A 26,166-nucleotide genomic window follows, 5' to 3' on the forward strand; every position below is an offset into this window, starting at 1 on the left:
ATAACGCTCCTGGGTAGGCTGTAGCGGTCTACCCGCCTCACCCGTCCTCAGATTTCTGGGGACGGGTGGGGGTCGCCTCCGCAGCGTATCTCGTGTCTGTGGGGGTGAACTAAATCTACGACGATTGAACGATAACAGCACAAGGCTGTGCGTGAGGAGAACCTAATGTCCCCCAAGAAGACCTCCCTGTACCCGGTTCACGAGAAGCTGGGCGCTTCTTTCACCGACTTTGGTGGCTGGGATATGCCCCTGAAGTATGCTAACGACGTTGCTGAGCACGAGGCTGTCCGTACTCGTGCCGGTATTTTCGACCTGTCTCACATGGGTGAGTTCCGTGTGACCGGCCCGGATGCGGGTGCGTTCCTGGATTACGCTCTGGTGTCGAACATGTCCATCCTGAAGGTCGGTAAGGCAAAGTACTCGATCCTGGTCAACGACAAGGGCGGCGTGATTGACGACCTGATTACTTACCGTCTGGGCGATGAAGAGTTCATGGTTGTTCCGAACGCTGCGAACATTGACACTGACTTCGCGGCGATGAGCGAGCGCCTGGGTGATTTCAACGTTGAGTTTGTGAATGAGTCGGAGCAGACTTCTCTGGTGGCTGTTCAGGGTCCTCGTGCTGAGGAGATTCTGCTGGCTGCTGGCGTGTCTGATGAAGAGGCTGTCCGTGAGCTGAAGTACTACGCTTCGGTACCGCTGACTGTTGCCGGCGTTGATGTTTTGCTGGCTCGTACCGGTTACACCGGTGAGGATGGCTTCGAGCTGTTCGTTCCGAATGAGAACGCTGTTGAGCTGTGGGATAAGCTGGCTGCTGCCGGTGAGCCTTTCGGTATGATTCCTGCCGGTCTGGCTTCTCGTGACTCCCTGCGTCTTGAAGCTGGTATGCCGCTGTACGGTCACGAGCTGGGTCTTGAGATTACTCCGTTTGAGTCCGGTTTGGGTCGCCTGGTTGAGATTGCTCTGGAGAAGAAGGCTGCTAACTTTGTGGGTCGTGAGGCTCTGACTGAGTTGGCTAAGAGTGAATCGAAGCGTATCCTGGTTGGTCTGAAGGCTCAGGCGAAGCGTCCTGCTCGTGCCGGTTCTAAGCTGGTGGATGCTGAAGGTAATGAGATTGGTGAGGTTACCTCCGGTATTCCTTCCCCGACTTTGGGCTTCCCGATTGCTATGGCGCTGGTGAACCGTGAGTTCTCTGAGGTTGGCTCTACTGTGGATGTTGATATCCGCGGTAAGCGTGCTCCGTTTGATGTTGTGGCTCTGCCGTTCTACAAGCGTGAGAAGTAAGAGTTTTTCTGCAGATAATCTGTAGGGTAGAGGCGTCGTGTCCCGTGTGGGCACGGCGCCTTTTCTGCGCCGTGAGGTGGGCGTTGAATAGCGAGGGAGGGCGTGAGGTGTTCTGAACCTTAGTTTGTGATGGTTCTGAAGTGCGTTAGGATTAGAGCGGCCAGTCAAGGGTGATTGTCCGCACTTATAGGCCGTCGCTTGGTGGGCTGCTCCTCCGTTGAAGGGCGCGTATCTTTTGGTGCGGTGCACAGACATTTTTATTTGAAGGACAGAACATGGCTATTAACCAGAGCGCACCCAGCAGTGCCCAGAAGAAGGCAGAGGCTCTGCCGTACGACATCAGTGTTTTTGAGATGTTCAGCATTGGTGTGGGTCCTTCGAGCTCGCATACGGTCGGTCCGATGCGCGCTTCGAACCGTTTTGTGGCGGAGCTGATTGATGAGGGCCTGCTGGACCGTGTGACGGGTGTGCACGTGGATCTGTATGGTTCGTTGGCGGCTACGGGCGCTGGTCACGGCACGATGAGCGCTGCGTTGAAGGGTCTGTGTGGTTTTGTTCCGGAGACGATCAATATTGCTGATTCTGAGGCGATGATTGAGCGTAATAGCGTGGATGGCACGTTGCCTCTGGCGGGTTACCCCTCCTCTGCTTACGGTGTGAGTGCTCCCGGTGGTGAGGATCAGAAGGTGTACGGCCCGGTGGTGAAGTACCGTGAGCTGGATATGACTCTGCGCCCTCTGACGGTTCTTCCGCGCCATACGAACGGTATGAAGATTGCGGCGTTTGCGGGTGAGCAGCTGCTGTTGGAGCGTACCTACTATTCGATTGGTGGCGGTTTCATTGTTGAGGGTGATGAGGAGGCGACCGGTGGCGCGTCGCTGATGAACCCTCCGTATCCGTTTGGTTCGGCGGCTGAGCTGCTGGAGATGGCGAATGATGCTGGCTTGTCTATTGCGCAGTTGAAGATGGCGAATGAGTGTTCGCTGCGTTCTGAGCAGGAGGTCCGCGATGGCATCCTGCATATCTACCGTGTGATGAAGGAATGTATTGGTTCTTCGTTGGCGCGTGTGGGTTATTTGCCTGGTCCTTTGAAGGTGCGTTGCCGTGCGGGTGCTTGGCATCGTGATTTGATGGTGGAGGACCCGGCGAAGTCTCCTGAGTTTGCTATTGACTGGGTGAACCTGATTGCTTTGGCGGTTAATGAGGAGAATGCTTTTGGTGGTCGTGTGGTGACTGCTCCGACGAATGGTGCTTCGGGTATTATTCCGGCGGTGTTGCATTACGCGATGAATTACACGCACGGTATTCGCCATTGTGGTCAGGCTGCTCGTGATCAGGCGGTTGTTGATTTCTTCTTGGCGTCTTCTGCTGTGGGTGTGCTGTATAAGAAGCGCGCGTCGATTTCTGGTGCTGAGGTTGGTTGCCAGGGTGAGGTGGGTAGTGCTTCCTCAATGGCTGCAGCCGGTTTGGCACAGGTGATGGGTGGTACTCCTGAGCAGGTTGAGAATGCTGCTGAGATTGCGATGGAGCACAACCTGGGTCTGACCTGTGACCCGGTGGGTGGTTTGGTACAGATTCCGTGTATTGAGCGTAATGCGATGGCGGCGTCGAATGCTGTGACGGCTGCTCGTATGGCGTTGCGTGGTGATGGTACGCACCGTGTGTCGTTGGATCAGGTGATTGAGACGATGCGTCAGACCGGTTTGGATATGTCTCACCGTTATAAGGAGACGTCTATGGGTGGTTTGGCTGTGAATGTGGTGGAATGCTAGGTGCAGGCTGTGGCAGGTTTGCACTCCTGATGAGGGTGTGGTAGACAGAAGGGATTTCTTCCTGTATCGTTAGTATTTACGCTTTCCCTAACCTTTGTGCCTTCATATAGCGGTGGGCACGGGCTGAAGGTGACGTTTTTCCGTCCGACTCTATAGCTTCGAGCACCGTTCTATTCGGGGGCTGAGGTTGTCGTGTCGCCGGTAATGTCGCCGGGAGGCTGATTGCTAACAGACATGTCTGTGGAAGGATCCCCATTTTGGTCGCTTCGAGCACCTCTAACCATGACGCCGCTAACGGCGCAGAGAACGTCTCGCGCCGAATTTCATTCGCGAAGATTAACGAACCGCTGAAGGTTCCCAACCTGCTTGCTATCCAGACCGATAGCTTCGACCGCCTCGTTGGTAACGAGCGCTGGGCGGAGCGTCTGGAGAAGGCGCAGGCTGCTGGTGACACTTCTGTCCCCGCTCAGTCCGGTCTGGCTGAGATTTTTGAAGAAATCTCCCCGATTCGTGACTTCCAGGAGACTATGCAGCTCTCCTTCTCTGAGCCTGAGTTTGCTGACCCCAAGTACTCCGTTGAGGAGTGCAAGGACCGCGACGCAACTTACTCGGCTCCGCTGTACATTAAGGCTGAATTCATGAACCTCGCTACTGGCGAGGTCAAGCAGCAGACCCTGTTCATGGGCGACTTCCCCCTGATGACCGAGGCCGGTACCTTCGTTATTAACGGTACTGAGCGTGTGGTCGTTTCTCAGCTGGTGCGTTCCCCCGGTGCTTACTTCGAGAAGGCTCCGGACCGTACCTCCGATAAGGACATTTACTCTGCCCGCGTGATTCCTTCCCGCGGTGCATGGTTTGAGCTTGAGATTGATAAGCGCGACCAGGTGGGCGTGCGTCTGGACCGTAAGCGTAAGCAGTCTGTGACTGTTCTGCTGAAGGCTCTGGGCTGGACCGAGTCCAAGATCCTGGCTGAGTTCGGTCAGTACGACTCCATCCGCGCAACCCTGGAGAAGGACTCCGTCAAGGACCGCGACGAGGCTCTGCTGGATATCTACCGCAAGCTGCGTCCGGGCGAACCCCCGACGGTTGAAGCTGCCCAGGCTCTGCTGGACAACATGTACTTCACCCCGCGCCGCTACGACCTGGCGAAGGTTGGCCGTTACAAGCTGAACCGTAAGCTCGGCGTGGACGTTCCCATGGATTCCCCCGAGGCTTCCGTTCTGAGCCAGGATGACATCGCTCAGATGATTCGTTACCTCTGCGCTCTGCACGCAGGCGAGACCACCATCCCCGGCGTCCGCGACGGTGAGGAGATCTCCCTCAAGATCGATATCGACGACATCGACCACTTCGGTAACCGTCGTATCCGCACCGTGGGTGAGCTGATTGAGAATCAGATTCGTACCGGTCTGTCCCGTATGGAGCGCGTGGTTCGCGAGCGCATGACCACCCAGGACGTGGACGCTATCACCCCGCAGTCTCTGGTGAACATCCGCCCCGTCGTGGCAGCTATCAAGGAGTTCTTCGGTACTTCTCAGCTGTCGCAGTTCATGGACCAGAACAACCCGCTGGCAGGTCTGACCCACAAGCGTCGTCTGTCCGCACTGGGCCCGGGCGGTCTGTCCCGTGACCGTGCAGGCATGGAAGTTCGAGACGTCCACCCCTCGCACTACGGTCGTATGTGCCCCATTGAAACCCCTGAAGGCCCGAACATTGGTCTGATTGGTTCGCTGGCAACCTACGGTCGCATCAACTCCTTCGGTTTCATTGAGACCCCCTACCGCGTGGTGACTGACGGCCGCGTGACCGATGAGGTCCGCTACCTAACCGCTGACGATGAGAAGGGTGTCGTCATTGCGCAGGCAAACGCACCGCTGAACCCTGACCGCACCTTCGCTGAGAACGAGGTTCTCTGCCGTGCGGGTGACGGTTCGGGTGAAGCTGTTATGGTTGCTCCCGGCGCCGTACAGTACATGGACGTTTCCCCGCGCCAGATGGTGTCTGTGGCTACCGCCCTGATTCCTTACCTGGAGCACGACGACGCTAACCGAGCACTGATGGGTGCTAACATGCAGCGTCAGGCTGTGCCCCTGCTGGAGTCTGAGGCTCCCGTGGTTGGTACCGGTATGGAGAAGTACGCAGCACTGGATTCCGGTGACTCCGTGCTCGCGAAGAAGCCCGGTGTGGTTTCCTCCGTGGACGCTAAGACCGTTATCGTCCGTAATGACGACGGTTCTGTCTCCACCTACCCGATCATGAAGTTCTCCCGTTCGAACCCGGGTAACTGCTACAACCAGCGCGTTGTGGTGAAGGAAGGCCAGCGCGTCGAATACCGCGACGTTATTGCTGACGGCCCCTCCACCGACGGCGGCGAGCTGGCACTGGGTAAGAACCTGCTCGTGGCATACATGCCGTGGGAAGGCCTGAACTACGAGGATGCGATCATCCTCTCCCAGCGCATGGTGTCTGAGGACGTGCTGACCTCGATTCACATTGAGGAGCACGAGATTGACGCCCGCGACACCAAGCTGGGCCCCGAGGAGATTACCCGCGACATTCCGAACGTGTCCGAGGATGTTCTCTCGGCTCTGGACGAGCGCGGCATCATCCACATCGGTGCTGAGGTTGAGGCTGGCGACATCCTCGTCGGTAAGGTCACCCCCAAGGGCGAGACCGAGCTGACCCCCGAGGAGCGCCTGCTGCGCGCAATCTTCGGCGAGAAGTCTCGCGAGGTTCGCGACACCTCCCTGAAGGTTCCTCACGGCGAGTCCGGTACCGTCATCGGTATCCGCATCTTCGACCGCGAGAGCAACGATGAGGACGATCTGCCCCCGGGCGTGAACCAGCTGGTCCGCGTGTACGTGGCTCAGAAGCGTAAGATTACCGACGGCGACAAGCTTGCAGGCCGCCACGGTAACAAGGGTGTTATTTCCAAGATTCTGCCGATTGAGGATATGCCCTTCCTGGAAGACGGTACCCCCGTGGATGTCATCCTGAACCCGCTGGGCGTGCCCGGTCGTATGAACATTGGTCAGGTTCTGGAAGTCCACACCGGTTGGCTGGCTAAGCAGGGTTGGAAGATTGAGGGCGAGCCCGAATGGCTCAAGCACATGCCGAACTTCCCGAAGGAATCCGGCCCGACCCGCCTGGCAACCCCGGTGTTCGACGGTGCCCACGAGGACGAGCTGTTCGACCTCATGGATCACTCGAACCCGAACCGCGATGGCGACCGTCTAATCAACCGTTCCGGTAAGGCACGTCTGATTGACGGCCGTTCCGGTGAGCCGTTCCCGGACCCGATTTCGGTTGGTTACCAGTACATCCTGAAGCTGCACCACCTGGTGGATGACAAGATTCACGCTCGTTCCACCGGTCCGTACTCGATGATTACCCAGCAGCCCCTGGGTGGTAAGGCGCAGTTCGGTGGTCAGCGCTTCGGTGAGATGGAAGTGTGGGCGCTGGAGGCATACGGCGCCGCATACACCCTGCAGGAAATCCTGACCGTCAAGTCCGATGACGTGGCGGGCCGCGTGAAGGTTTACGAGGCTATCGTGAAGGGCGAGAACATCCCTGAGCCGGGTATCCCCGAATCCTTCAAGGTTCTTATCAAGGAAATGCAGTCTCTGTGCCTGAACGTCGAGGTGCTCTCCACCGACGGCAAGATTATTGAGATGAGCGACTCGGAGGAAGAAGGCTTCCGGGCAGCAGAAGATATGGGCGTGAGCCTGACCCACGACGAGCCTAGCTCCGTCGACGAGGCATAAGCACCGCCTCCTTCTAGGGTGGGGAGCCCCGCATGCGCTCGCGTGCGTTGTGGGGTTCCCGCCCGCTAACCCAAGTCTTCAGAAACTTACAGAAAGAGATTAGGACCGATATGTCCAACGAATCTTCGCTTGGTTTGATGCGAATTGGCCTCGCCACCGCCGACGACATCCGTCGTTGGTCCTTTGGTGAGGTTAAGAAGCCCGAGACCATCAACTACCGTACCCTGAAGCCCGAGAAGGACGGCCTCTTCGACGAGCGTATCTTCGGCCCCACCAAGGACTGGGAGTGCTACTGCGGTAAGTACAAGCGCGTGCGCTTCAAGGGCATTGTGTGTGAGCGCTGTGGTGTTGAGGTGACCCGCTCTAAGGTACGTCGTGAGCGTATGGGTCACATTGAGCTGGCTGCTCCTGTTACCCACATTTGGTACTTCAAGGGTGTTCCTTCCCGCCTGGGTTACCTGCTGGATCTGGCTCCGAAGGACCTGGAGAAGGTCATTTACTTCGCTGCGTACATGATCACTAAGGTTGACGAGGAAGCTCGTCATGAGGATCTGCCGACGCTGCAGGCTGCTCACGACCGTGAGAAGCAGGAGCTTGAGGCTGCTCTGAACGCTGACGTGAACGCTATTAGCCGTGAGGTTGAGGCGGAGCTGGCTCGTATTGAGGCTGAGGGCGGCAAGGCTGCTGAGAAGCGTAAGCTGCGCGATAACGCTGAGCGTCAGCTCGCGTCGGTGCGTAAGCGTTACGAGCGTGAGGCTGAGCACCTGGACCGCGTGTGGGATCGCTTCAAGAACCTGAAGGTCGCTGACCTTGAGGGTGACGAGGCGCTGTACCGTTCCATGATTGATAAGTACGGCCTGTACTTTGAGGGCGCGATGGGCGCGGAGGCTATTAAGAAGCGTCTGGAGTCCTTCGACCTGGAGGCTGAGGCTGAGGCTCTCAAGGAGATCATTCAGACCGGTAAGGGTCAGAAGAAGACCCGCGCTCTGAAGCGTCTGAAGGTTGTTAACGCCTTCCTGACCACTAACAACTCCCCGCTGGGTATGGTCCTGGATGTTGTTCCGGTTATTCCGCCGGAACTGCGCCCGATGGTTCAGCTGGATGGTGGCCGTTTCGCGACCTCCGACCTGAACGACCTGTACCGTCGTGTGATTAACCGTAACAACCGTTTGAAGCGTCTGCTGGAGCTGGGTGCTCCCGAGATTATCGTGAACAACGAGAAGCGTATGCTGCAGGAAGCTGTGGACTCGCTGTTCGATAACGGTCGTCGCGGTCGCCCGGTGACCGGCCCCGGTAACCGCCCCCTGAAGTCTCTGTCTGACATGCTGAAGGGTAAGCAGGGTCGTTTCCGTCAGAACCTGCTTGGTAAGCGTGTTGACTACTCGGGTCGTTCCGTGATTGTGGTTGGTCCTCAGCTGCAGATGCACCAGTGTGGCCTGCCCAAGCAGATGGCGCTGGAGCTGTTCAAGCCCTTCGTTATGAAGCGTCTGGTGGAGCTGAGCCACGCTCAGAACATTAAGAGCGCTAAGCGTATGGTTGAGCGTTTCCGCCCGCAGGTTTGGGACGTCCTGGAAGAGGTTATTGCTGAGCACCCGGTTCTGCTGAACCGTGCACCTACCCTGCACCGCCTCGGTATTCAGGCGTTTGAGCCGAAGCTGGTTGAGGGTAAGGCTATTCAGCTGCACCCGCTGGTTTGCTCCGCGTTCAACGCTGACTTCGATGGTGACCAGATGGCAGTTCACCTGCCGCTGTCTCCCGAGGCTCAGGCTGAGGCTCGTATCCTCATGCTGTCCTCGAACAACATCCTGAAGCCTTCGGATGGCCGCCCTGTGGCTGTCCCCTCGCAGGATATGATCATTGGTCTGTACCACCTGACTACTCCTCGTGATGGTCAGAAGAACGAGGGTCACGCATTCTCCTCGGTGTCTGAGGCTCTGATGGCGATGGATCGTCATGAGATTGAGCTGTACACCAAGGTGAAGATTCGCCTTGATGGTGACCAGTTTGTTGCTCCTGAGGGCTGGGAAGCTCCCGAGGGTTACAAGCCTGGCGACCCCGTTCTGCTGGACTGCACTGTTGGTCAGGTTCTGTTCAACCAGGCTCTGCCGAAGGATTACCCCTGGTTCTCTGGCGTGGCAGATAAGAAGGGCCTGGGTAGCCTGATTAATGATCTGGCTGAGCGTTACCCGATGGATGTTGTGGCTCGTGCTCTGGACAACCTGAAGAACTCCGGTTTCTACTGGGCTTCTCGTTCTGGCGTGACCGTGGCTGTTTCTGATATTGCTACTCCTGCTGAGAAGCCGGCAATTATGGAACGCTACGAGAAGCAGGCTGCTGCAATTCAGGACGACTTCGAGATCGGTACCATCGATGACGAAGAGCGTCGTCAGGAGCTGATTAAGGTTTGGACCGAGGCTACCGACGTGGTCGCAGAGGCTATGCGTGAGAACCTGAGCTCTCACGGTGGTCTGAACACCATTTACCGTATGGTGACCTCCGGTGCACGTGGTAACTGGATGCAGGTCCGTCAGATTGCGGGTATCCGTGGTCTGGTGTCGAACCCGAAGGGTGAGATTATGCCTCGCCCGATTAAGTCCTCGTACCGTGAGGGCCTGTCGGTTCTGGAGTACTTCATCGCAACCCACGGTGCACGTAAGGGTCTGGCTGATACCGCGCTGCGTACCGCTAACTCGGGTTACCTGACCCGTCGTCTGGTGGACGTTTCGCAGGACGTTATCGTTCGTGAGCACGACTGTGGCACTCGCCGTGGTCTGGTTCTGCCTCTGATTGATGAGGACGGCGGCCTGCACCAGGATGTCGAGACCTCGATTCACGGTCGTACCCTTGCGGTTGACGTGAAGGACGAGGCTGGCAACGTTCTGGCTGCTGCTGGCTCGGATGTCTCGGATGAGCTCATTGAGAAGCTCTTCAAGGCAGGCGTGAAGGAAGTTCGCGTCCGTTCGGTTCTGACCTGTGAGTCTGCTATTGGTGTGTGTGCACTGTGCTACGGTCGTTCGATGGCTTCGAACGTTCTGGTGGACATTGGTGAGGCTGTTGGTATTATTGCGGCTCAGTCGATTGGTGAGCCCGGTACCCAGCTGACCATGCGTACCTTCCACACCGGTGGTGTGGCTTCGGCTGACGATATTACTCAGGGTCTGCCCCGTATTCAGGAGCTGTTCGAGGCTCGTACCCCCAAGGGTGTTGCCCCGATTTCTGAGGTGTCCGGTCGCGTGACCATTGAGGATACTGAGAAGTCCTACAAGATTGTGGTGACCCCGGACGATGGTTCTGAGCCCCAGTCCTACACTGTTCTGCGTCGTGCAGCTTCTAAGCTGCAGAACGGCGATCACGTTCAGGTTGGCGATCAGCTGGCTACCGGTTCTGTTGATCCGAAGGAGGTTCTGCGTATTCGTGGTCCTCGTGAGGCTCAGAAGCACCTGGTGAGCGAGGTTCAGGGCGTGTACAAGTCGCAGGGTGTGGAAATCCACGACAAGCACGTTGAGGTTATTGTTCGCCAGATGCTGCGTCGCGTGACCGTGATTGAGTCCGGTGATACCGATCTGCTGCCTGGTGAGCTGGTTGATAACATTGCTTTCCAGACTGCTAACCGTAAGGCACTGGTTGAGGGTAAGAAGCCCGCAGCTGGCCGTCCGGAAATGATGGGTATTACCAAGGCTTCGCTGGCTACCGAGTCCTGGCTGTCGGCGGCCTCCTTCCAGGAGACCACCCGCGTCCTGACTCAGGCTGCTATGGAGGCGAAGACTGACCCGCTGCTCGGCCTGAAGGAGAACGTGATCATCGGTAAGCTGGTTCCCGCCGGTACTGGTCTGGCACGTTACAACGATATTGAGGTTGAGCCCAGCGCCCAGGCTACTGCTGAGCGTATGCAGGCTCTGGACACTTTCGGTGGTTACCAGAGCGCATTCCAGATGGATAACGAGGTGTACACTTACGGCAACGGCGGCTTTATGGCTGTTTCGCTGGATGAGTACGGTCGTGGTCTGGACTAAGGCTTCTGCCATGAGGGGCAGGTTGGGGGTTTAGGCTCCCGGCCTGGTCCTTGATAAAGAACGCGGATACTCGAGTTTGTCTCGGGTATCCGCGTTCTGTGTTTAACGAATAGGTGGGGGAGGGTGGCATTCTTTTAAGCGGTACTTTAATATTCTTTATCCTTCAGGGGGAGGTTGTATATTTTTTGCCTAGTGGGTGAATTTATTTATAAAAAAATCATTGGAGTGCATTATTTTTCAAATCGGGAAAATTTCTTGACTGGGTAAGAAATTAGGTGGTGATCAAATTTTGTGGAACTCCCTGCAACTCGCCCCAATACAGCCATAAATAGAATATCTGCTCGTTTTTCTTTGAGGTATATACAGAATGAATATTCTTGATTTGAACAATGCTAATTTAACTTGGAAAGCCTTTTGACTAGGTTCTATTCTTGAAGGCATGCATATCACTCCATTCTCTTCCGGACGGGTGACGAATCAGAGCACCCAATTGTCTTCCGGATCGACACTGCCTCACGGATCTGAACAGAATTTCTCCCTGACTGCAGGTGGGCAAAAGCGCTCCTCTGTCTTTTCACGCTTTAAAGCACCCGTGCATTCTCTTGCTCGTATTGGTGCAGCGTGCCTTATTGCGGCATCCGCAATTCTTCCCGCTGGCCAGATTGCGACGGCAGCTCCTGCCTCTCAGCGCTCCAGTGCTACCCCCTACCTGGTTGGTGCAGGTGCGGCGGATATTACCGGTGAGCCCGGTGAGGTCGGCTTCATGGGTTACGGTGAGACCTCTCAGAAGGGTAGCGGTGTGCATACTCGCCAGTACGCACGCGCTTTCATTGCTGTGGATCGAGCCTCGGGTAAGCGCAACCTCATTGTTGTACTCGATACGTTGACCAGTTGGCAGTCTTTGCGTGATGAGCTGGTGAAGCGTATCCGCGCTGAGTTTGGTTCTGTGTACGATGAATCGAACATTATGATTACTGCAACCCACACTCACGCAACTCCTGGCGGTATCACGCACCAGAGCCTGTACAACATTACAACTCTGGGTTTCCATCAGGACACGTTTAATGCACAGGTAGATGGGTCACTGAAGGCGATTCGCCAGGCGACGAAGGACCTTGCGCCCGGTAACCTGACGATTTCTTCTTCAAAGCTGACTGGTGTCGGTGTTAACCGTTCTCGCGAGGCGTTCAACCTGGACTCTCCTGAGATTCGCTCTAAGCTGCCCGGCGGTACCGATCCGACCAATATGACTCTGCGTCTGGAGCGCAACGGTAAGACTCGTGCGGTGTTGAACTGGTATGCGATTCATCCGACGTCTTTGACCTCGAAGAATACTCTGATTTCGAGTGATAACAAGGGTTATGCGGAGTATCTGCTGGAGACTCAGGATCATGGTGTTGATCGCAATGTTCCCGGTAGCGGTGATGGTTTCGTGGCAGCGTTTGCAAATGCTAATGCTGGTGATGTTTCTCCGAATACTTGGTTGAAGCCTGGTCAGGGTCCCACTAATGACCAGTTCAAGAATGTGAAGATTCAGGGTGAGAAGCAGGCTAATGCTGTGCGTTCTCAGCTCAAGAGCGCGGGTACTCCGGTTGGTAAGGGTCTGGATTCGCGCATTTCGTACTTCAACTTCTCGGGTATGAACGTGGATGCCAAGTACACCGGTAGCGGCCAGAATGAGCGCACCTGTCAGGGCTTCCTGGGTACTCCGTTCGGTGCGGGTTCCACTGAGGATGGCGGCGGCGGTTGGGCTGTCTATAAGGAAGGCTCGGGTCGCCCCTCTATTCTGGGTACTTTGGTGTTCACTCCGAGTGCGGCGCAGACGCGTTGTCAGCAGCCGAAGGGCATTCTCTTCTCTGCAAAAAATGGAACGATCATTCAGGAAAAGTATCCGGTGCAGATTATGCGCTTCGGTGACTACTATCTGCTGGGTATGCCCGGCGAGTTTACCGGTGCAGTAGGTGTGCAGTACCGCCAGGATGCTGCCAAGCTCTTCGGCGTTCCTGAATCGCACATCATTCTGCAGGGCTACACCAATGCCTACGACCACTACGTCACGACTCCTGAGGAATACGACTCGCAGCAGTACGAAGGCGGTGCGACCCTCTTTGGCCGTTACACCTCCAGTGCCTTCCGCCAGACTATTAACGTTGTTGGAACTTCCCTGAAGAACGGCACCCCTCTGGGTATCGGTGATCGTCCGAATGATCGTCGCCCGGTAGCTAGCCTGCAGGGTAAGGTCGTCTACGACACTCCGATGTTTGGTACGCGCTACGGTCAGGTGACCCAGCAGCCCCAGGATGCTATTGCCGGCCGTCAGGAGGTATCAGCACGTTTTGTGGGTGCGCACCCGAATAACAACATGCATCACGATGGTAGCTACTTCGTGATTGAGCGTCGTGTGGGTAATACCTGGAAGTACTACACCGCGGATAACAACCCGGACACCTTCTTTGAGTGGAAGCGCATTGGCGTGTCTGCGTCTCAGGTGACGGTGCGTTGGAACGTTCCGGCAAATACCCCTAAGGGCCAGTACCGCATCCGCTACTACGGCAATGCTAAGAAGAATTCGAAGACTATCACCCCGTTTGAGGGTCAGACTCGAGTCTTCCAGGTGGCGTAGTCTCTTCCAGGTGGCCTAGCCCAGTAGCTACTGTGGCAGACCAATAACTGAATATTCTCTTGCGGGATTGCGGGAGGCGGGTGTAGATATGCGCTCGCCTCCCGTATCTGTTGGGGCCGCCAAGAATCATTGAGAGGTTCTTGGCGGCCTTCTGCTTTAAATTGCGTCAAAGAGGCAAAAGAAACAGAGGTGGTGGAGGAGGCCGCGGGGGAGCGGTAAATCCCAAAGATGTAATTAAGTGAGGTAAATCATCAGTTTTTACCCTTAGATGGGGACTTAAAAGCAAAGAATCCCTGCTCTGGCGCTAGATTAAGCGGGATTTAACCTGTATAGTCTTATCCGAAGTACTTGAGCTCGGTGCACAAGGATCCACCCCCGGTGGGTTTTACGCGGGATATTTCCCGAGGGCACGGGCATGATGAATCAATGGCAGTATGGATACCGTCCTTTGGCGTTGCTTTTTTGCTGACGCCTAAATGCCATTTTTAAGCGTGCCCAAAAACTTTTTCACCTCTGATGGTGGGGAATTTTAGCCCTGAGAACTCGCCGAGATGTCGAGGAACCTATAGAAACCAACCGGATATGCATCCGAGCGTTTCTGATAACCGAGAGCACCCATCCAACGCGATGGGGGCCAGTAAGTTTATACGGGATTTTCTAACGAAGAACCCGATCAAGCAACGGAGAAAACGTGCCTACTATTCAGCAGCTGGTCCGCAAGGGCCGGACTCCCAAGGTCGTTAAGACCAAGGCGCCCGCACTGAAGGGCAACCCCATGAAGCGTGGCGTGTGCACCCGTGTGTACACCACCACCCCGAAGAAGCCGAACTCGGCACTGCGTAAGGTCGCTCGTGTCAAGCTCAACGGCGGCGTCGAGGTTACCGCATACATCCCCGGTGAGGGTCACAACCTGCAGGAGCACTCGATCGTGCTCGTTCGCGGTGGTCGTGTGAAGGACCTCCCCGGTGTTCGCTACAAGATCGTTCGTGGCGCTCTGGATACCCAGGGTGTTAAGGGTCGCGGCCAGGCTCGCTCCCGCTACGGCGCTAAGAAGGAGAAGAAGTAATGCCTCGTAAGGGTCCCGCTCCCAAGCGTCCCCTCGTAAACGATCCTGTTTACGGTTCCGCTCTGGTCACCCAGCTGATCAACAAGGTTCTGCTGGACGGCAAGAAGTCCGTCGCAGAGCGCATCGTCTACGGTGCCCTCGAGGGCGTCGAGAAGAAGACCGGTTCTGACCCGGTCGCAACCCTGAAGAAGGCTATGGATAACATCAAGCCTTCTCTCGAGGTTCGCTCCCGCCGCGTTGGCGGTGCAACCTACCAGGTCCCGGTTGAGGTTCGCCCCGGCCGTTCCACCGCTCTGGCTCTTCGCTGGCTCGTTGGCTTCTCCAAGCAGCGCCGCGAGAAGACCATGACTGAGCGTCTGATGAACGAGATCCTGGATGCATCCAATGGTCTCGGTGCCGCTGTGAAGCGTCGCGAGGACACTCACAAGATGGCCGAGTCCAACAAGGCCTTCGCACACTACCGCTGGTAATTCTCCGTTTAGAGCCTGCCGAGTCGATTCGAGTCGGCAGGCTTTCGGAGTATCTCATTTAGGGAGAATAACGTGGCACTTGACGTGTTCACCGACCTTAACAAGGTCCGCAACATCGGTATTATGGCGCACATCGACGCCGGTAAGACCACCACCACTGAGCGCATTCTGTTCTACACCGGTATTAACCACAAGATCGGTGAGACCCACGACGGCGCTTCCACCATGGACTGGATGGCTCAGGAGCAGGAACGAGGTATTACCATTACCTCCGCAGCAACCACCTGCTTCTGGAAGGACAACCAGATCAACATTATCGACACCCCCGGTCACGTCGACTTCACCGTTGAGGTTGAGCGCTCCCTGCGCGTCCTCGACGGCGCAGTTGCTGTGTTCGACGGCAAGGAAGGTGTTGAGCCCCAGTCTGAGACCGTTTGGCGCCAGGCTGACAAGTACGATGTCCCCCGTATCTGCTTCGTCAACAAGATGGACAAGATGGGTGCTGACTTCTACTTCACCGTTCAGACCATTATCGACCGCCTGGGCGCACGCCCGCTGGTTGTTCAGCTCCCCATCGGAGCTGAGAGCGACTTCCTCGGTGTCGTTGACCTGCTCGAAATGAAGGCATACGTCTGGCCCGGCGATGCCAAGGGTGACGTGACCATGGGCTCCTCTTACGAGGTCCAGGACATTCCTGCTGACCTGGTTGAGAAGGCTGAGCAGTACCGCGCTGAGCTGGTTGAGGCTGTTGCTGAGGCTAGCGAAGAACTCATGGAGAAGTACCTCGAAGAGGGCGAGCTGACCATCCCCGAGATTAAGGCTGGTATCCGTCAGCTGGTTATCTCCGGTGAGGCATTCCCCGTTCTCTGTGGTTCTGCATTCAAGAACCGCGGTGTTCAGCCCATGCTGGACGCTGTGATCGAGTACCTGCCCTCCCCGCTGGACGTTCCGGACGTTGTCGGCTCCAACCCCTCCAATGAGGAAGAGAAGCTGACCCGTAAGGCATCCGCTGAGGAGCCCTTCGCAGCACTGGCGTTCAAGGTTGCAGCTCACCCGTTCTACGGTCAGCTGACCTACACCCGTGTGTACTCCGGTACCGCAGCTCAGGGCCAGCAGGTTCTGAACTCCACCAAGGGTAAGAAGGAGCGCATCGGTAAGCTCTTCCAGATGCACTCCAACAAGGAGAACCCTGTTGAGGAGATCACCGCAGGTCACATTTACGCAGCAATCGGTCTGAAGGACACCACCACCGGTGACACCCTGTGCGACCCTGCACACCCGATTGTTCTTGAGTCGATGACCTTCCCTGAGCCCGTGATCTTCGTGGCTATCGAGCCCAAGACCAAGGGTGACCAGGAGAAGATGTCCACCGCTATCCAGAAGCTTTCCGCTGAGGACCCCACCTTCACCGTTTCGCTGAACGAAGAAACCGGTCAGACCGAAATCGGTGGTATGGGCGAGCTGCACCTGGACATCATCGTTGACCGTATGAAGCGTGAGTTCAAGGTTGAGGCTAACGTTGGTAAGCCTCAGGTTGCTTACCGCGAGACCATCAAGAAGGCAGTCGAGAAGGTCGACTACACCCACAAGAAGCAGACCGGTGGTTCCGGTCAGTTCGCAAAGGTGCAGGTCTCCTTCGAGCCCCTGCCCCTGGATGGCGAAGAGCTGTACGAGTTCGAGGACAAGGTCACCGGTGGCCGCGTGCCTCGCGAGTACATCCCCTCGGTCGACGCTGGTATCCAGGACGCCATGAAGTTCGGTGTCCTCGCTGGCTACCCGATGGTGGGCGTGAAGGCAACCCTGATTGACGGTGCTTACCACGACGTCGACTCCTCCGAAATGGCGTTCAAGATCGCTGGTTCGATGGTCTTCAAGGAAGGCGCTAAGCGCGCTAACCCGGTCCTGCTCGAGCCGCTGATGGACGTTGAGGTTCGTACCCCCGAGGAGTACATGGGCGACGTTATCGGCGACCTGAACTCCCGCCGTGGCCAGGTTCGTTCCATGGAGGACGCATCCGGCGTTAAGATCATCAAGGCTATCGTGCCCCTGACCGAAATGTTCGGTTACATTGGCGACCTGCGTGGCAAGACCCAGGGTCGTGCAGTGTTCTCGATGGCATTCGACAGCTACGGCGAGGTTCCCAAGAACGTCGCTGACGAGATCATCCAGAAGAGCCGCGGCGAGTAATTTTCGCGTCTCACCCGTGGGCCACGGGCTAAAAACCTGTGGCCCACGCTAAAATTTTCAATTAAATCCATTATTGAGAGCATGAACAGTTTCATCTCTGCGGCGTAATCCGCTATTGTAGACGCTAGACCGTTTTATAACGGGATGCGCCGGAGCGAAGATCCGCGTGCATGTTTTCAATCGTTCTAGGAGGAACACTCTTGGCTAAGGCTAAGTTCGAGCGCTCCAAGCCTCACGTTAACGTCGGTACCATTGGTCACGTTGACCACGGTAAGACCACCCTGACCGCAGCAATCTCCAAGGTTCTGGCTGACAAGTACCCGGACCTGAACGAGAAGCGCGACTTCGGTATGATCGACTCCGCTCCCGAGGAGCGCCAGCGCGGTATTACCATTAACATTGCTCACATCGAGTACCAGACCGAGAAGCGCCACTACGCACACGTTGACGCTCCCGGCCACGCTGACTACGTCAAGAACATGATTACCGGTGCGGCTCAGATGGACGGCGCAATCCTCGTGGTTGCTGCTACCGACGGCCCCATGGCACAGACCCGCGAGCACGTTCTGCTCGCTCGCCAGGTTGGCGTCCCCACCCTGCTGGTTGCACTGAACAAGGCAGACATGGTTGACGACGAAGAGCTCCTCGACCTCGTCGAGATGGAGGTCCGTGACCTCCTCTCCTCGCAGGAGTTCGACGGCGACAACGCTCCCGTTGTTCGCGTTTCCGCACTGAAGGCTCTCGAAGGCGACCCCGAGTGGGTTGCTAAGGTCGAGGAGCTCATGGACGCAGTCGACACCTACATTCCGGACCCCGTGCGTGAGAAGGACAAGCCCTTCCTCATGCCCATCGAGGACGTCTTCACCATCACCGGTCGTGGCACCGTTGTTACCGGTCGTGCAGAGCGCGGTACCCTGAAGATCAACTCCGAGGTCGAGATCGTCGGTATCCGCCCGATTCAGAAGACCACCGTTACCGGTATCGAGATGTTCCACAAGCAGCTCGACGAAGCATGGGCAGGCGAGAACTGTGGTCTGCTGCTGCGTGGTCTGAAGCGTGACGATGTTGAGCGTGGTCAGGTTGTCGTGGAGCCGGGCTCCATCACCCCCCACACCGAGTTCGAGGCAAACGTCTACATCCTCTCCAAGGATGAGGGTGGCCGGCACAACCCCTTCTACTCCAACTACCGTCCTCAGTTCTACTTCCGTACCACTGACGTGACCGGCGTTATCACCCTCCCCGAGGGCACCGAGATGGTTATGCCCGGTGACAACACCGAGATGACCGTTACCCTGATCCAGCCCATCGCAATGGAAGAGGGTCTCGGCTTCGCTATCCGTGAGGGTGGCCGCACCGTTGGTTCGGGTCGCGTTACCAAGATCATCAAGTAATTGCCGTAAATTTACGACAATTCGCTAAAGATCTGCCGGAGAGAAAACTCTCCATCAGGTAGCGATACTCAAGGACCCCCGCAGATGCGGGGGTCCTTTTGTTATGCCCATTTTGGCCTGTTGAGGACTCCGCCGAAGCAGAGAAAGCGGCATTATCAGCCAGGGCCGCCAAAGTACAGCTCTGGGCATTCTCGGTCCCCTTTAGCAGCCGCTCAAGACTTCTGAGTGGGGAAACATGCGTAGTAATAGCGGAAGTTCACGTTGCATCCGTAACGATAGAAATCCCCCTGCGGCGGCATGGCAAGTCCGTACCTTCTAGCTGTAAATCCTGAACTCCCGGATATGGAAAGAGCACGGGCAGGTGAATGACTGCCTGATCCGTTTAGAGATTTGCAGACCTCAGAAAGAACCTGGTCATGTGGACCGGCTTGCGGCGGGGAAGCGTCTAAAGACCCTGCAGATAGGAATATAAGATCTGCGGACAAAGAAAAACGGTTCCCAGTCCGAAGGCTGGGAACCGCGATTCGAATGACTGCCCCTCGTAAGGGACATAGGTAATCCTACTACAGAATGCCGCAGGAAAAGAACCTATACCTGCAACAGGTTAGATATTCTCCCCGTCACGAGGCTGGTATCCCTGCTGAGGAACCGGAGGCAGCTGCATCTGGACATTACCCTGGGGGTACATACCCTGCTGATTTTGAGGCTGTGAGAAATCCCCAAGCTGCTCAGAATCCTGGTGCGGAGCTACTGCATCCTGCTTGTTCTGTCGCACCAGCAGACGCCAGATAACGCCGGCAATAAGCAAGATAGAGATAATCAGCAGGGTCAGCGGGTTCAGACCGTTGAGCAAAATTGCCAGATCGAGGGTGACCAAGGCGGTTGCAATATAGGTCCAGACTCGGTCGAGCAGCAAAGCGCTCAGGAGAGTCAGAGCGATGCCGAGTACCAGCACCACAATATCCGGACCATCAGCGGGAACTGCCCACGTTACCAGGGTGAGAAATACCTGCAGACCCAAAGCCCAGTACAGAGGAGAATCCGATACCTGCTCGTCTACAGGCCTCTTTGCGATGAAGTTCTTGAGAACCTTGGCAGCTACAACAGCCAGCAGAATCAGGAGAGCAACCTCAAGAATGACGCTCAGGGGATTGGACTTCGAGTAATCAATGACCAGACGGGCGATGAAGAGGCTGAACGCCGTGGTGCAGACAATCGGCAGGTTCTTCGCCTTGGTGACAGACACGAAAGACAGAGCGCCTAGGCCCCAGAGAAGTGCGTTGAGTTCTACCTGCTTGGGCTCAAAAACCAACCCAACGAAGGTGTAGAATCCCAGCACCGCCAGAGCGGGAATCATCAGCAGCGTATTGACCGGTGCATAGATGCCCTGGCTCAGGGGGCGGCGAGACATGAAACGTGCGTAGGGGGCACCTAACGGGCCGTGCATCGGCAAATCAACCATCGTATTCCCGACCGGTACAGCGATGCGGGGGCGAACATTTGTGTTCACACCGAAGACCTCAACCGGGAGCGTGACCTTCAGCGCGAACAGGACGATGACGGCGAATAGAGCGTAGTAGCCCAGAAGAGTCATCACCATTGTGCTTTCCCTCGTGTTGAAGAGATTCCATAGAGAACCAATGCAGAAAGTCGTGATACTGATGGAGGCACCAATCTGCATGCGGGGGATCCTGAAGATGAGTGCAAGTACCCATACGGCGATGAAGATCATCGGGGTTGCTACTGCGAACAGCAGATTATCAAAATCACCAATGAAACGGCCTGCGCTCAGGATAGAACCAAGAGTGAAGAAAATTGCTGCCGCGTATGCTTCGTAGCTTCGCTTGGAGTACGCGTAGAGTAGCACGCTACACAGTGCCTGAACCGCCAACAGTGCAAGTACGAGGAAGTCTACGAGCGATTCCTTCATATTGCCGCTGATAGCGAGCAGAATGACCGACCAGCAGATGGGGAATCGTGCAACGGTGAGTAGCTCCGAACGAATCGAAGAGCCAGCCGGCATAAAGAAACCAAGCGCACCATAAACAACGGTCAGGAGTGCCGGTAGCGCTACAGCGATGTACTCCTTCTGCAAGTCGTACAGCAGGTAGTGTCGTGAGCCGATCGTCGCGATAAGCAGAGTCGTGTAGAACGCGATACGGACAAACATGACAAGCGTTGAGCGGAAGGACCCAACGTCCGAAAGTCGCAACGCGCGAGCCAGAATAAGAGCGCCCAGCACGCTCAAGAAGAGGACGGCACCCGAGAAGAGAGGGAAACCAATCCAGAATCGGCCATGCGCTCCGCCATCAGCATGGTTAGCTACGTACCCGACGAAGAGAGCAAAAACGCCCAAGAAGAGGTAGACCGACATCTCTACAAGACGGTAGCTTGCGTTCTGCGCTGCAACGCCCTGAGAGAGGACAAAAGTCAGTAGCGCAATAACGGCGCAGACCAACGCAAACATCAAAAGCGACTCAGAAGTCTGCATCTCAGGAATGAGAGCGAGGAAGAGTTGAATCATACCAATGGCATAACCGATGTTGCTCAGTACCGCTCCAGCGGTACGTGCCTCAGGGGCCTTAGCACTGACCAGATAGATGACTACTGCCGCGGTAAAGAAGAGGTAGAAAGTACCCTGATTGCCGGGGGACGCGTACATGCCAACAACTGGAATGAGCGCTACAAAACTCATGAGTAGCAGAGGCTGGATTGCCTTGCGGTACAGCAAGAAACTCACAATGCAGAGGACACCAATAACCCAGGGGGCAGGGAAGATACCTTGATTACCTTCTGCATAAGGAAGGAAAGCGCTCCAGCGCGTTGCGTATACAGGGCTATCGGCAGCATGAGCAGTGAAGAAGGCATCAATGAGAGCGAAGAAAGAGAAGAACACGCCGACGCATGCGTCAATTGCCGGCAACCACTCCATCTTGTGAGCGGGATGGTGAGGAGCTTCCTTCGCCCAGGGGATAGCCGGGGTGCTTTGAACCTGCTCGGGCTGTTCATCAGTAGCAGGAGCAGAACCAGCAATAGTCTTCTGCAGACGAGGAATAAATACGTAAGCAGAAATCAGGTTAACAACCAGGACCGAGACGAAGAAAATGCTGGGGAACCACGGGCCATGATCCGAGTCCATGATGAAGGAGAGAACAGACGCAATCGGGTAGATACGTGCCTGGGCATAGTAATCTGCCGTACCGTTCAGCCACGTGAAAAGAATGGCATGCACAGACATGACTGCAAACGCAATACCCGCATCCGTATAGCTCAGATCGTTGGTGAAGAAGAAAATAGCGATGGCAGTAGCCGGAACAAAAATGCGGGAAGAATCAACAAGACCTTCGCGGATGCCCTTCGGAGCAGCATTCGGGGCAAAATGCAGAACCAAACCCAGAACGGTGGCAACTGCAGTCAGTGAAACAAAATACCAAACGAAAGGCAGAGCCGCTACCTTTGTAGCCGCCAACGAGTCCGAAACAATGAACGAAATCAGCAGGTACGCCATCACACGGTTACGCATGAGGGCACAGGCTCCAACAATGGCTGCAGTGCCAACCAGAGACGTGAGAAGCCAGACGTAGCGTCCTTCAACCCAAATCTTGAGGACATAGGTAGCAACGCCAGTCAGAGGAATAAACGCAAGACCGGTTGCTGCAAAAGAGTAGGAAGCGATACGTAGGCGCTCCACGAAGCGGTAGGTGAGCAGACCGGCTCCGTAGAAGACGACTGCTCCAAGCGCCATTGCAAGGACACGGAAGATAGCCGTTTCATCCTGAGAAGACGTCACCGAGGTGACAAAAAGACCCGCAGCACCGATGAGCAGGAGCGAACCGATGTACAGAACAATATTGAGGAAGATGTCTTCATTGACTCGGCGTCGTTGTACAGGAGGCTGAGAATATACGCCCGCTACCGTAGGGGGAGTGTACATGCCAAGAGCCGGCTGCTGAACATGCTGAGGGCTCTGAGATGAGGAGTGAGAGCTAGAGGGCGCCTGATGAGGTTGTGTCGGCTGAGACATGGTTTCTCCTTAGGCTGTAGTGATACTTCTACAATACGAGAGCTTTCAGTACTAAAACCTTGATTACGGGGAATAAAGCGCATGGAACTTACTGAAAATAGATTGAAAGCTCCCTGAGAGTTACATCGCGGGAGTACCCCCGGGTTGACAGAGATAGTTAAGTGTTCTTAAGCACTTAACTTGTGTTCGTATTGCATAAGGGCTCTATCTCTGAGAGAATTGACGACGTTGTCAAAGCGTCTACCTGCACTAAAGGTAGGCCCACGTATGACCCGGTCCGAAGGATGACGGGACGAGTTTGCCTAGAACATAGGCGACACGCCCGAGTTCGGGGGTCGGTACTCAGACGGGGTGAGGAACCCGGCAAAGCCGGATTCAGTCCGTTCTGAGTGGCGCACGTGATGAATATATCGCGTTCCTTAAGCGCTATAACAAAGGGGCAAAAGCTCCGATACAGGGAATACATCAAGAAAGAGAGTCCGACAGATGGCGGGACAGAAAATCCGCATCCGTCTGAAGTCCTATGACCACGAGGTCATCGATTCTTCGGCACGGAAAATCGTCGAAACGGTAAAGGGCGCAGGAGCAACTGTAGTTGGCCCCGTGCCGCTGCCGACCGAGAAGAACGTTTACTGTGTTATTCGTTCTCCCCACAAGTACAAGGACAGCCGCGAGCACTTCGAGATGCGTACGCACAAGCGTCTGATCGACGTTGTTGATCCGACCCCCAAGGCTGTTGATGCCCTCATGCGTCTTGACCTGCCGGCAGACGTAAACATCGAGATCAAGCTGTAGAGGATCGCATCTAATGACTAACAAATTCGAGCGCCAGGTGAAGGGCCTGCTGGGCACCAAGCTCGGCATGACCCAGGTCTGGGACGAGGACGGCAAGTTTGTGCCCGTCACCGTCGTCAAGGCTGATTCTAACGTTGTTACCCAGATCCGTAACCAGGAAACTGACGGCTACGAAGCTGTTCAGATTGGTTTCGGTGCAATCGACTCTCGCAAGGTTACCAAGCCCCTGGCTGGTCACTTCGAGAAGGCCGGTGTTACCCCCCGTCGCCACCTCGTCGAGCTGCGTACCGCAGATGCTTCTGAGTATTCCCTCGGTCAGGAACTGACCGTTGAGCTCTTCGAAGCAGGCCAGAAGGTCGACGTCGTTGGTAAGACCAAGGGTAAGGGCTTCGCAGGTGTTATGAAGCGTCACGGCTTCAAGGGTGTTGGCGCGTCTCACGGTCAGCACAAGAACCACCGTAAGCCCGGTTCCATCGGTGGCGCATCCTACCCCGCACGCGTGTTCAAGGGTATGCGCATGGCTGGCCGTATGGGCGCAGCACGTCACACTACCTTGAACCTGACTATCCAGGGTGTGGACGCAGAGAACAATGTCCTGCTGATCAAGGGCGCAATCCCCGGTCCCAAGGGCGGCGTTGTTCTGGTTCGTACCGCTGTGAAGGGAGCCTAATACATCATGGCTGTTAAGACCCTTAAGGTAGACCTGCCCGCAGAGATTTTCGACGCGCAGGCATCCGTGCCCCTGCTGCACCAGGTTGTTGTTGCACAGCTCGCTGCTGCACGCCAGGGCACCCACAAGACCAAGAACCGCGGCGAGGTTTCCGGTGCAGGCCGTAAGCCCTTCAAGCAGAAGGGTACCGGTAACGCACGTCAGGGCTCCATCCGTGCACCGCACATGACCGGCGGTGGCGTTGTTCACGGTCCGACCCCGCGTAACTACGCACAGCGCACCCCCAAGAAGATGATCGCCGCTGCACTGCGCGGTGCTCTCTCCGATCGCGCTCGTCACGACCGCGTCCACGTTGTCGAGAACTTCATCTCCGGTGAAACCCCCTCGACCAAGGCTGCAAAGGCTGCATTCGCAGCTATCACCGAGCGCAAGAACATCCTTCTTGTGATTGCTCGTGCAGAGGACGTTGTGGCTCTGTCCGCACGTAACCTGGAGAACGTCCACGTTCTGTACGCAGACCAGCTCAACACCTACGATGTGCTGGTTTCGGACGACGTGGTCTTCACCAAGGCAGCATTCGACGCATTCGTTGCTGCAGCTCAGAAGAAGGAGGGCGCTAAGTAATGAGCGTTTCCACCAAGTCTGTATACGACGTGATCATTGCTCCCGTCGTTTCCGAGAAGAGCTACGGTCAGCTCGACGAAGGTAAGTACACCTTCGAGGTCGCAACCGATTCCAACAAGCTGGAAATCAAGCAGGCCATCGAGAAGATCTTTGACGTCAAGGTTGCTTCCGTCAACACCATCAACCGTCAGGGCAAGCGCAAGCGCACCCGTTTCGGTTGGGGCGCTCGCAAGAACACCAAGCGTGCGATTGTGACCCTCAAGGAAGGCACCATCGACATCTTCGGCGGTCCGCAGGCATAAGCCCCGCGGAGACCACTTTAACGAAGGAAGAAATATCTAAATGGGTATTCGTAAGTACAAGCCGACGACCCCGGGTCGCCGCGGTTCGAGCGTTGCTGATTTCTCCGAGATCACCCGCTCCACCCCGGAAAAGTCCCTGCTTCGTCCGCTTCACAAGACCGGCGGCCGTAACAACACCGGCCGCATCACCACCCGTCACAAGGGTGGCGGCCACAAGCGCCAGTACCGTCTGATCGACTTCCGTCGTCACGACAAGGACGGCGTTAACGCACGCGTTGCGCACATCGAGTACGATCCCAACCGTACCGCTCGCATCGCGCTGCTGCACTACTTCGATGGTTCCAAGCGCTACATCATCGCTCCGAACAAGCTCGCTCAGGGCGACATCGTCGAGTCCGGCCCCGCAGCTGACATCAAGCCCGGTAACAACCTGCCCCTGCGCAACATCCCCGTTGGTACCGTGATTCACTGTGTCGAGCTCCGCCCCGGTGGCGGCGCAAAGCTGGCTCGTTCCGCAGGTGCTTCTGTACAGCTGGTTGCTAAGGAAGGCAAGTACGGTCAGCTCCGTCTGCCCTCCGGCGAAATCCGCAACGTGGATGTTCGCTGCCGCGCAACCGTTGGTGAAGTTGGCAACGCTGAGCAGTCCAACATCAACTGGGGTAAGGCAGGCCGTAACCGCTGGAAGGGCATCCGCCCGACCGTCCGTGGTGTGGTCATGAACCCGGTTGACCACCCGCACGGTGGTGGTGAAGGTAAGACCTCCGGTGGTCGTCACCCGGTTAACCCCAACGGTAAGCCCGAGGGTCGTACCCGCCGTCCCAACAAGGAAAGCGACAAGCTCATCGTTCGTCGCCGTCGTACTGGCAAGAAGCGCTAAGGAGCCTGAAACATGCCTCGTAGTTTGAAGAAGGGCCCTTTCGTTGATCAGCACCTCTACCTGAAGGTTGCAGCTCAGAACGAGAAGGGCACCAAGAACGTAATCAAGACTTGGTCGCGTCGCTCGATGATTATCCCCGACATGCTCGGTCACACCATCGCAGTGTACGACGGTCGCAAGCACGTGCCGGTGTTCATCACCGAGTCGATGGTTGGTCACAAGCTCGGTGAGTTTGCTCCGACCCGCACTTTCCGCAGCCACGTGAAGGACGACCGTAAGGGTAAGCGTCGCTAATCGGTTCATA

16 protein-coding genes are annotated in these 26,166 nt (G+C 56.2%); 15 read left to right on the top strand and 1 reads right to left on the bottom strand.

Going from position 1 to position 26,166, the window contains the following annotated elements; translation table 11 throughout:
- The first annotated feature begins 165 nt into the window (after window positions 1-165).
- From gcvT to tuf, 9 genes are all read left to right on the top strand, one after another.
- Window positions 166-1,284 (top strand): glycine cleavage system aminomethyltransferase GcvT, encoded by a 1,119-nt coding sequence (gene gcvT, locus LPB405_RS06620; RefSeq protein WP_219100830.1) that lies wholly within the window; start codon window positions 166-168, stop codon window positions 1,282-1,284.
- Window positions 1,285-1,559: 275 nt separating this feature from the next.
- The gene (locus LPB405_RS06625; protein ID WP_306823284.1) at window positions 1,560-3,056 is read left to right on the top strand and encodes an L-serine ammonia-lyase; all 1,497 of its coding nucleotides are present in this window, start codon (window positions 1,560-1,562) and stop codon (window positions 3,054-3,056) included.
- Between the two features lie 257 nt (window positions 3,057-3,313).
- Window positions 3,314-6,820, top strand: a complete 3,507-nt coding sequence (gene rpoB, locus LPB405_RS06630) for a DNA-directed RNA polymerase subunit beta (protein WP_219100832.1) — start codon at window positions 3,314-3,316, stop codon at window positions 6,818-6,820.
- A gap of 110 nt (window positions 6,821-6,930) precedes the next feature.
- Window positions 6,931-10,833: a DNA-directed RNA polymerase subunit beta' gene (locus tag LPB405_RS06635; RefSeq protein ID WP_219100834.1), complete on the top strand. Its 3,903-nt coding sequence runs from the start codon at window positions 6,931-6,933 to the stop codon at window positions 10,831-10,833.
- Window positions 10,834-11,425: 592 nt separating this feature from the next.
- Window positions 11,426-13,456 carry a neutral/alkaline ceramidase gene (locus LPB405_RS06640; RefSeq protein ID WP_257604880.1) on the top strand — a complete coding sequence of 677 codons (2,031 nt, stop codon included), beginning with the start codon at window positions 11,426-11,428 and terminating at the stop codon, window positions 13,454-13,456.
- A gap of 691 nt (window positions 13,457-14,147) precedes the next feature.
- A complete protein-coding gene (gene rpsL, locus LPB405_RS06645) occupies window positions 14,148-14,522 on the top strand; it encodes a 30S ribosomal protein S12 (RefSeq protein ID WP_005504939.1) in 375 nt (124 codons plus the stop codon).
- Window positions 14,522-14,992, top strand: coding sequence for a 30S ribosomal protein S7 (gene rpsG / locus LPB405_RS06650; RefSeq protein WP_005504941.1), 471 nt, complete (start codon window positions 14,522-14,524; stop codon window positions 14,990-14,992). The genes rpsL and rpsG overlap by 1 nt, the downstream gene beginning before the upstream one ends.
- 72 nt (window positions 14,993-15,064) lie before the next feature.
- Window positions 15,065-17,179: an elongation factor G gene (fusA, locus tag LPB405_RS06655; RefSeq protein WP_219100838.1), complete on the top strand. Its 2,115-nt coding sequence runs from the start codon at window positions 15,065-15,067 to the stop codon at window positions 17,177-17,179.
- Window positions 17,180-17,379: 200 nt separating this feature from the next.
- Window positions 17,380-18,570, top strand: coding sequence for an elongation factor Tu (tuf, locus tag LPB405_RS06660; RefSeq protein ID WP_005508397.1), 1,191 nt, complete (start codon window positions 17,380-17,382; stop codon window positions 18,568-18,570).
- Window positions 18,571-19,174: 604 nt separating this feature from the next.
- Here tuf and LPB405_RS06665 read toward each other — a convergent pair.
- Window positions 19,175-22,594 carry a Fe2+/Zn2+ uptake regulation protein gene (locus LPB405_RS06665; RefSeq protein ID WP_219100840.1) on the bottom strand — a complete coding sequence of 1,140 codons (3,420 nt, stop codon included), beginning with the start codon at window positions 22,592-22,594 and terminating at the stop codon, window positions 19,175-19,177.
- Between the two features lie 486 nt (window positions 22,595-23,080).
- Here LPB405_RS06665 and rpsJ point away from each other — a divergent pair, with 486 nt between their 5' ends.
- Genes rpsJ through rpsS form a run of 6 tightly spaced genes read left to right on the top strand, consistent with a single transcriptional unit; the run spans window position 23,081 to window position 26,156 of the window.
- The gene (gene rpsJ, locus LPB405_RS06670; protein WP_004005287.1) at window positions 23,081-23,389 is read left to right on the top strand and encodes a 30S ribosomal protein S10; all 309 of its coding nucleotides are present in this window, start codon (window positions 23,081-23,083) and stop codon (window positions 23,387-23,389) included.
- 13 nt (window positions 23,390-23,402) lie between these two features.
- Complete coding sequence (rplC, locus tag LPB405_RS06675) at window positions 23,403-24,059, top strand: 50S ribosomal protein L3 (protein ID WP_219100842.1); 657 nt, start codon at window positions 23,403-23,405, stop codon at window positions 24,057-24,059.
- 6 nt (window positions 24,060-24,065) lie between these two features.
- Window positions 24,066-24,683 carry a 50S ribosomal protein L4 gene (gene rplD / locus LPB405_RS06680; protein ID WP_005504957.1) on the top strand — a complete coding sequence of 206 codons (618 nt, stop codon included), beginning with the start codon at window positions 24,066-24,068 and terminating at the stop codon, window positions 24,681-24,683.
- On the top strand, window positions 24,683-24,985 hold the full coding sequence (rplW, locus tag LPB405_RS06685; protein WP_005504959.1) for a 50S ribosomal protein L23: 303 nt from the start codon (window positions 24,683-24,685) through the stop codon (window positions 24,983-24,985). The genes rplD and rplW overlap by 1 nt, the downstream gene beginning before the upstream one ends.
- A gap of 40 nt (window positions 24,986-25,025) precedes the next feature.
- Window positions 25,026-25,862: a 50S ribosomal protein L2 gene (gene rplB, locus LPB405_RS06690; protein ID WP_005504961.1), complete on the top strand. Its 837-nt coding sequence runs from the start codon at window positions 25,026-25,028 to the stop codon at window positions 25,860-25,862.
- Between the two features lie 12 nt (window positions 25,863-25,874).
- Window positions 25,875-26,156, top strand: coding sequence for a 30S ribosomal protein S19 (gene rpsS, locus LPB405_RS06695; RefSeq protein WP_004005282.1), 282 nt, complete (start codon window positions 25,875-25,877; stop codon window positions 26,154-26,156).
- The last annotated feature ends 10 nt before the right edge of the window (window positions 26,157-26,166 follow it).

Source organism: Rothia mucilaginosa, from assembly GCF_019334805.1.
In the GTDB taxonomy this organism is placed as follows: domain Bacteria; phylum Actinomycetota; class Actinomycetes; order Actinomycetales; family Micrococcaceae; genus Rothia; species Rothia mucilaginosa_C.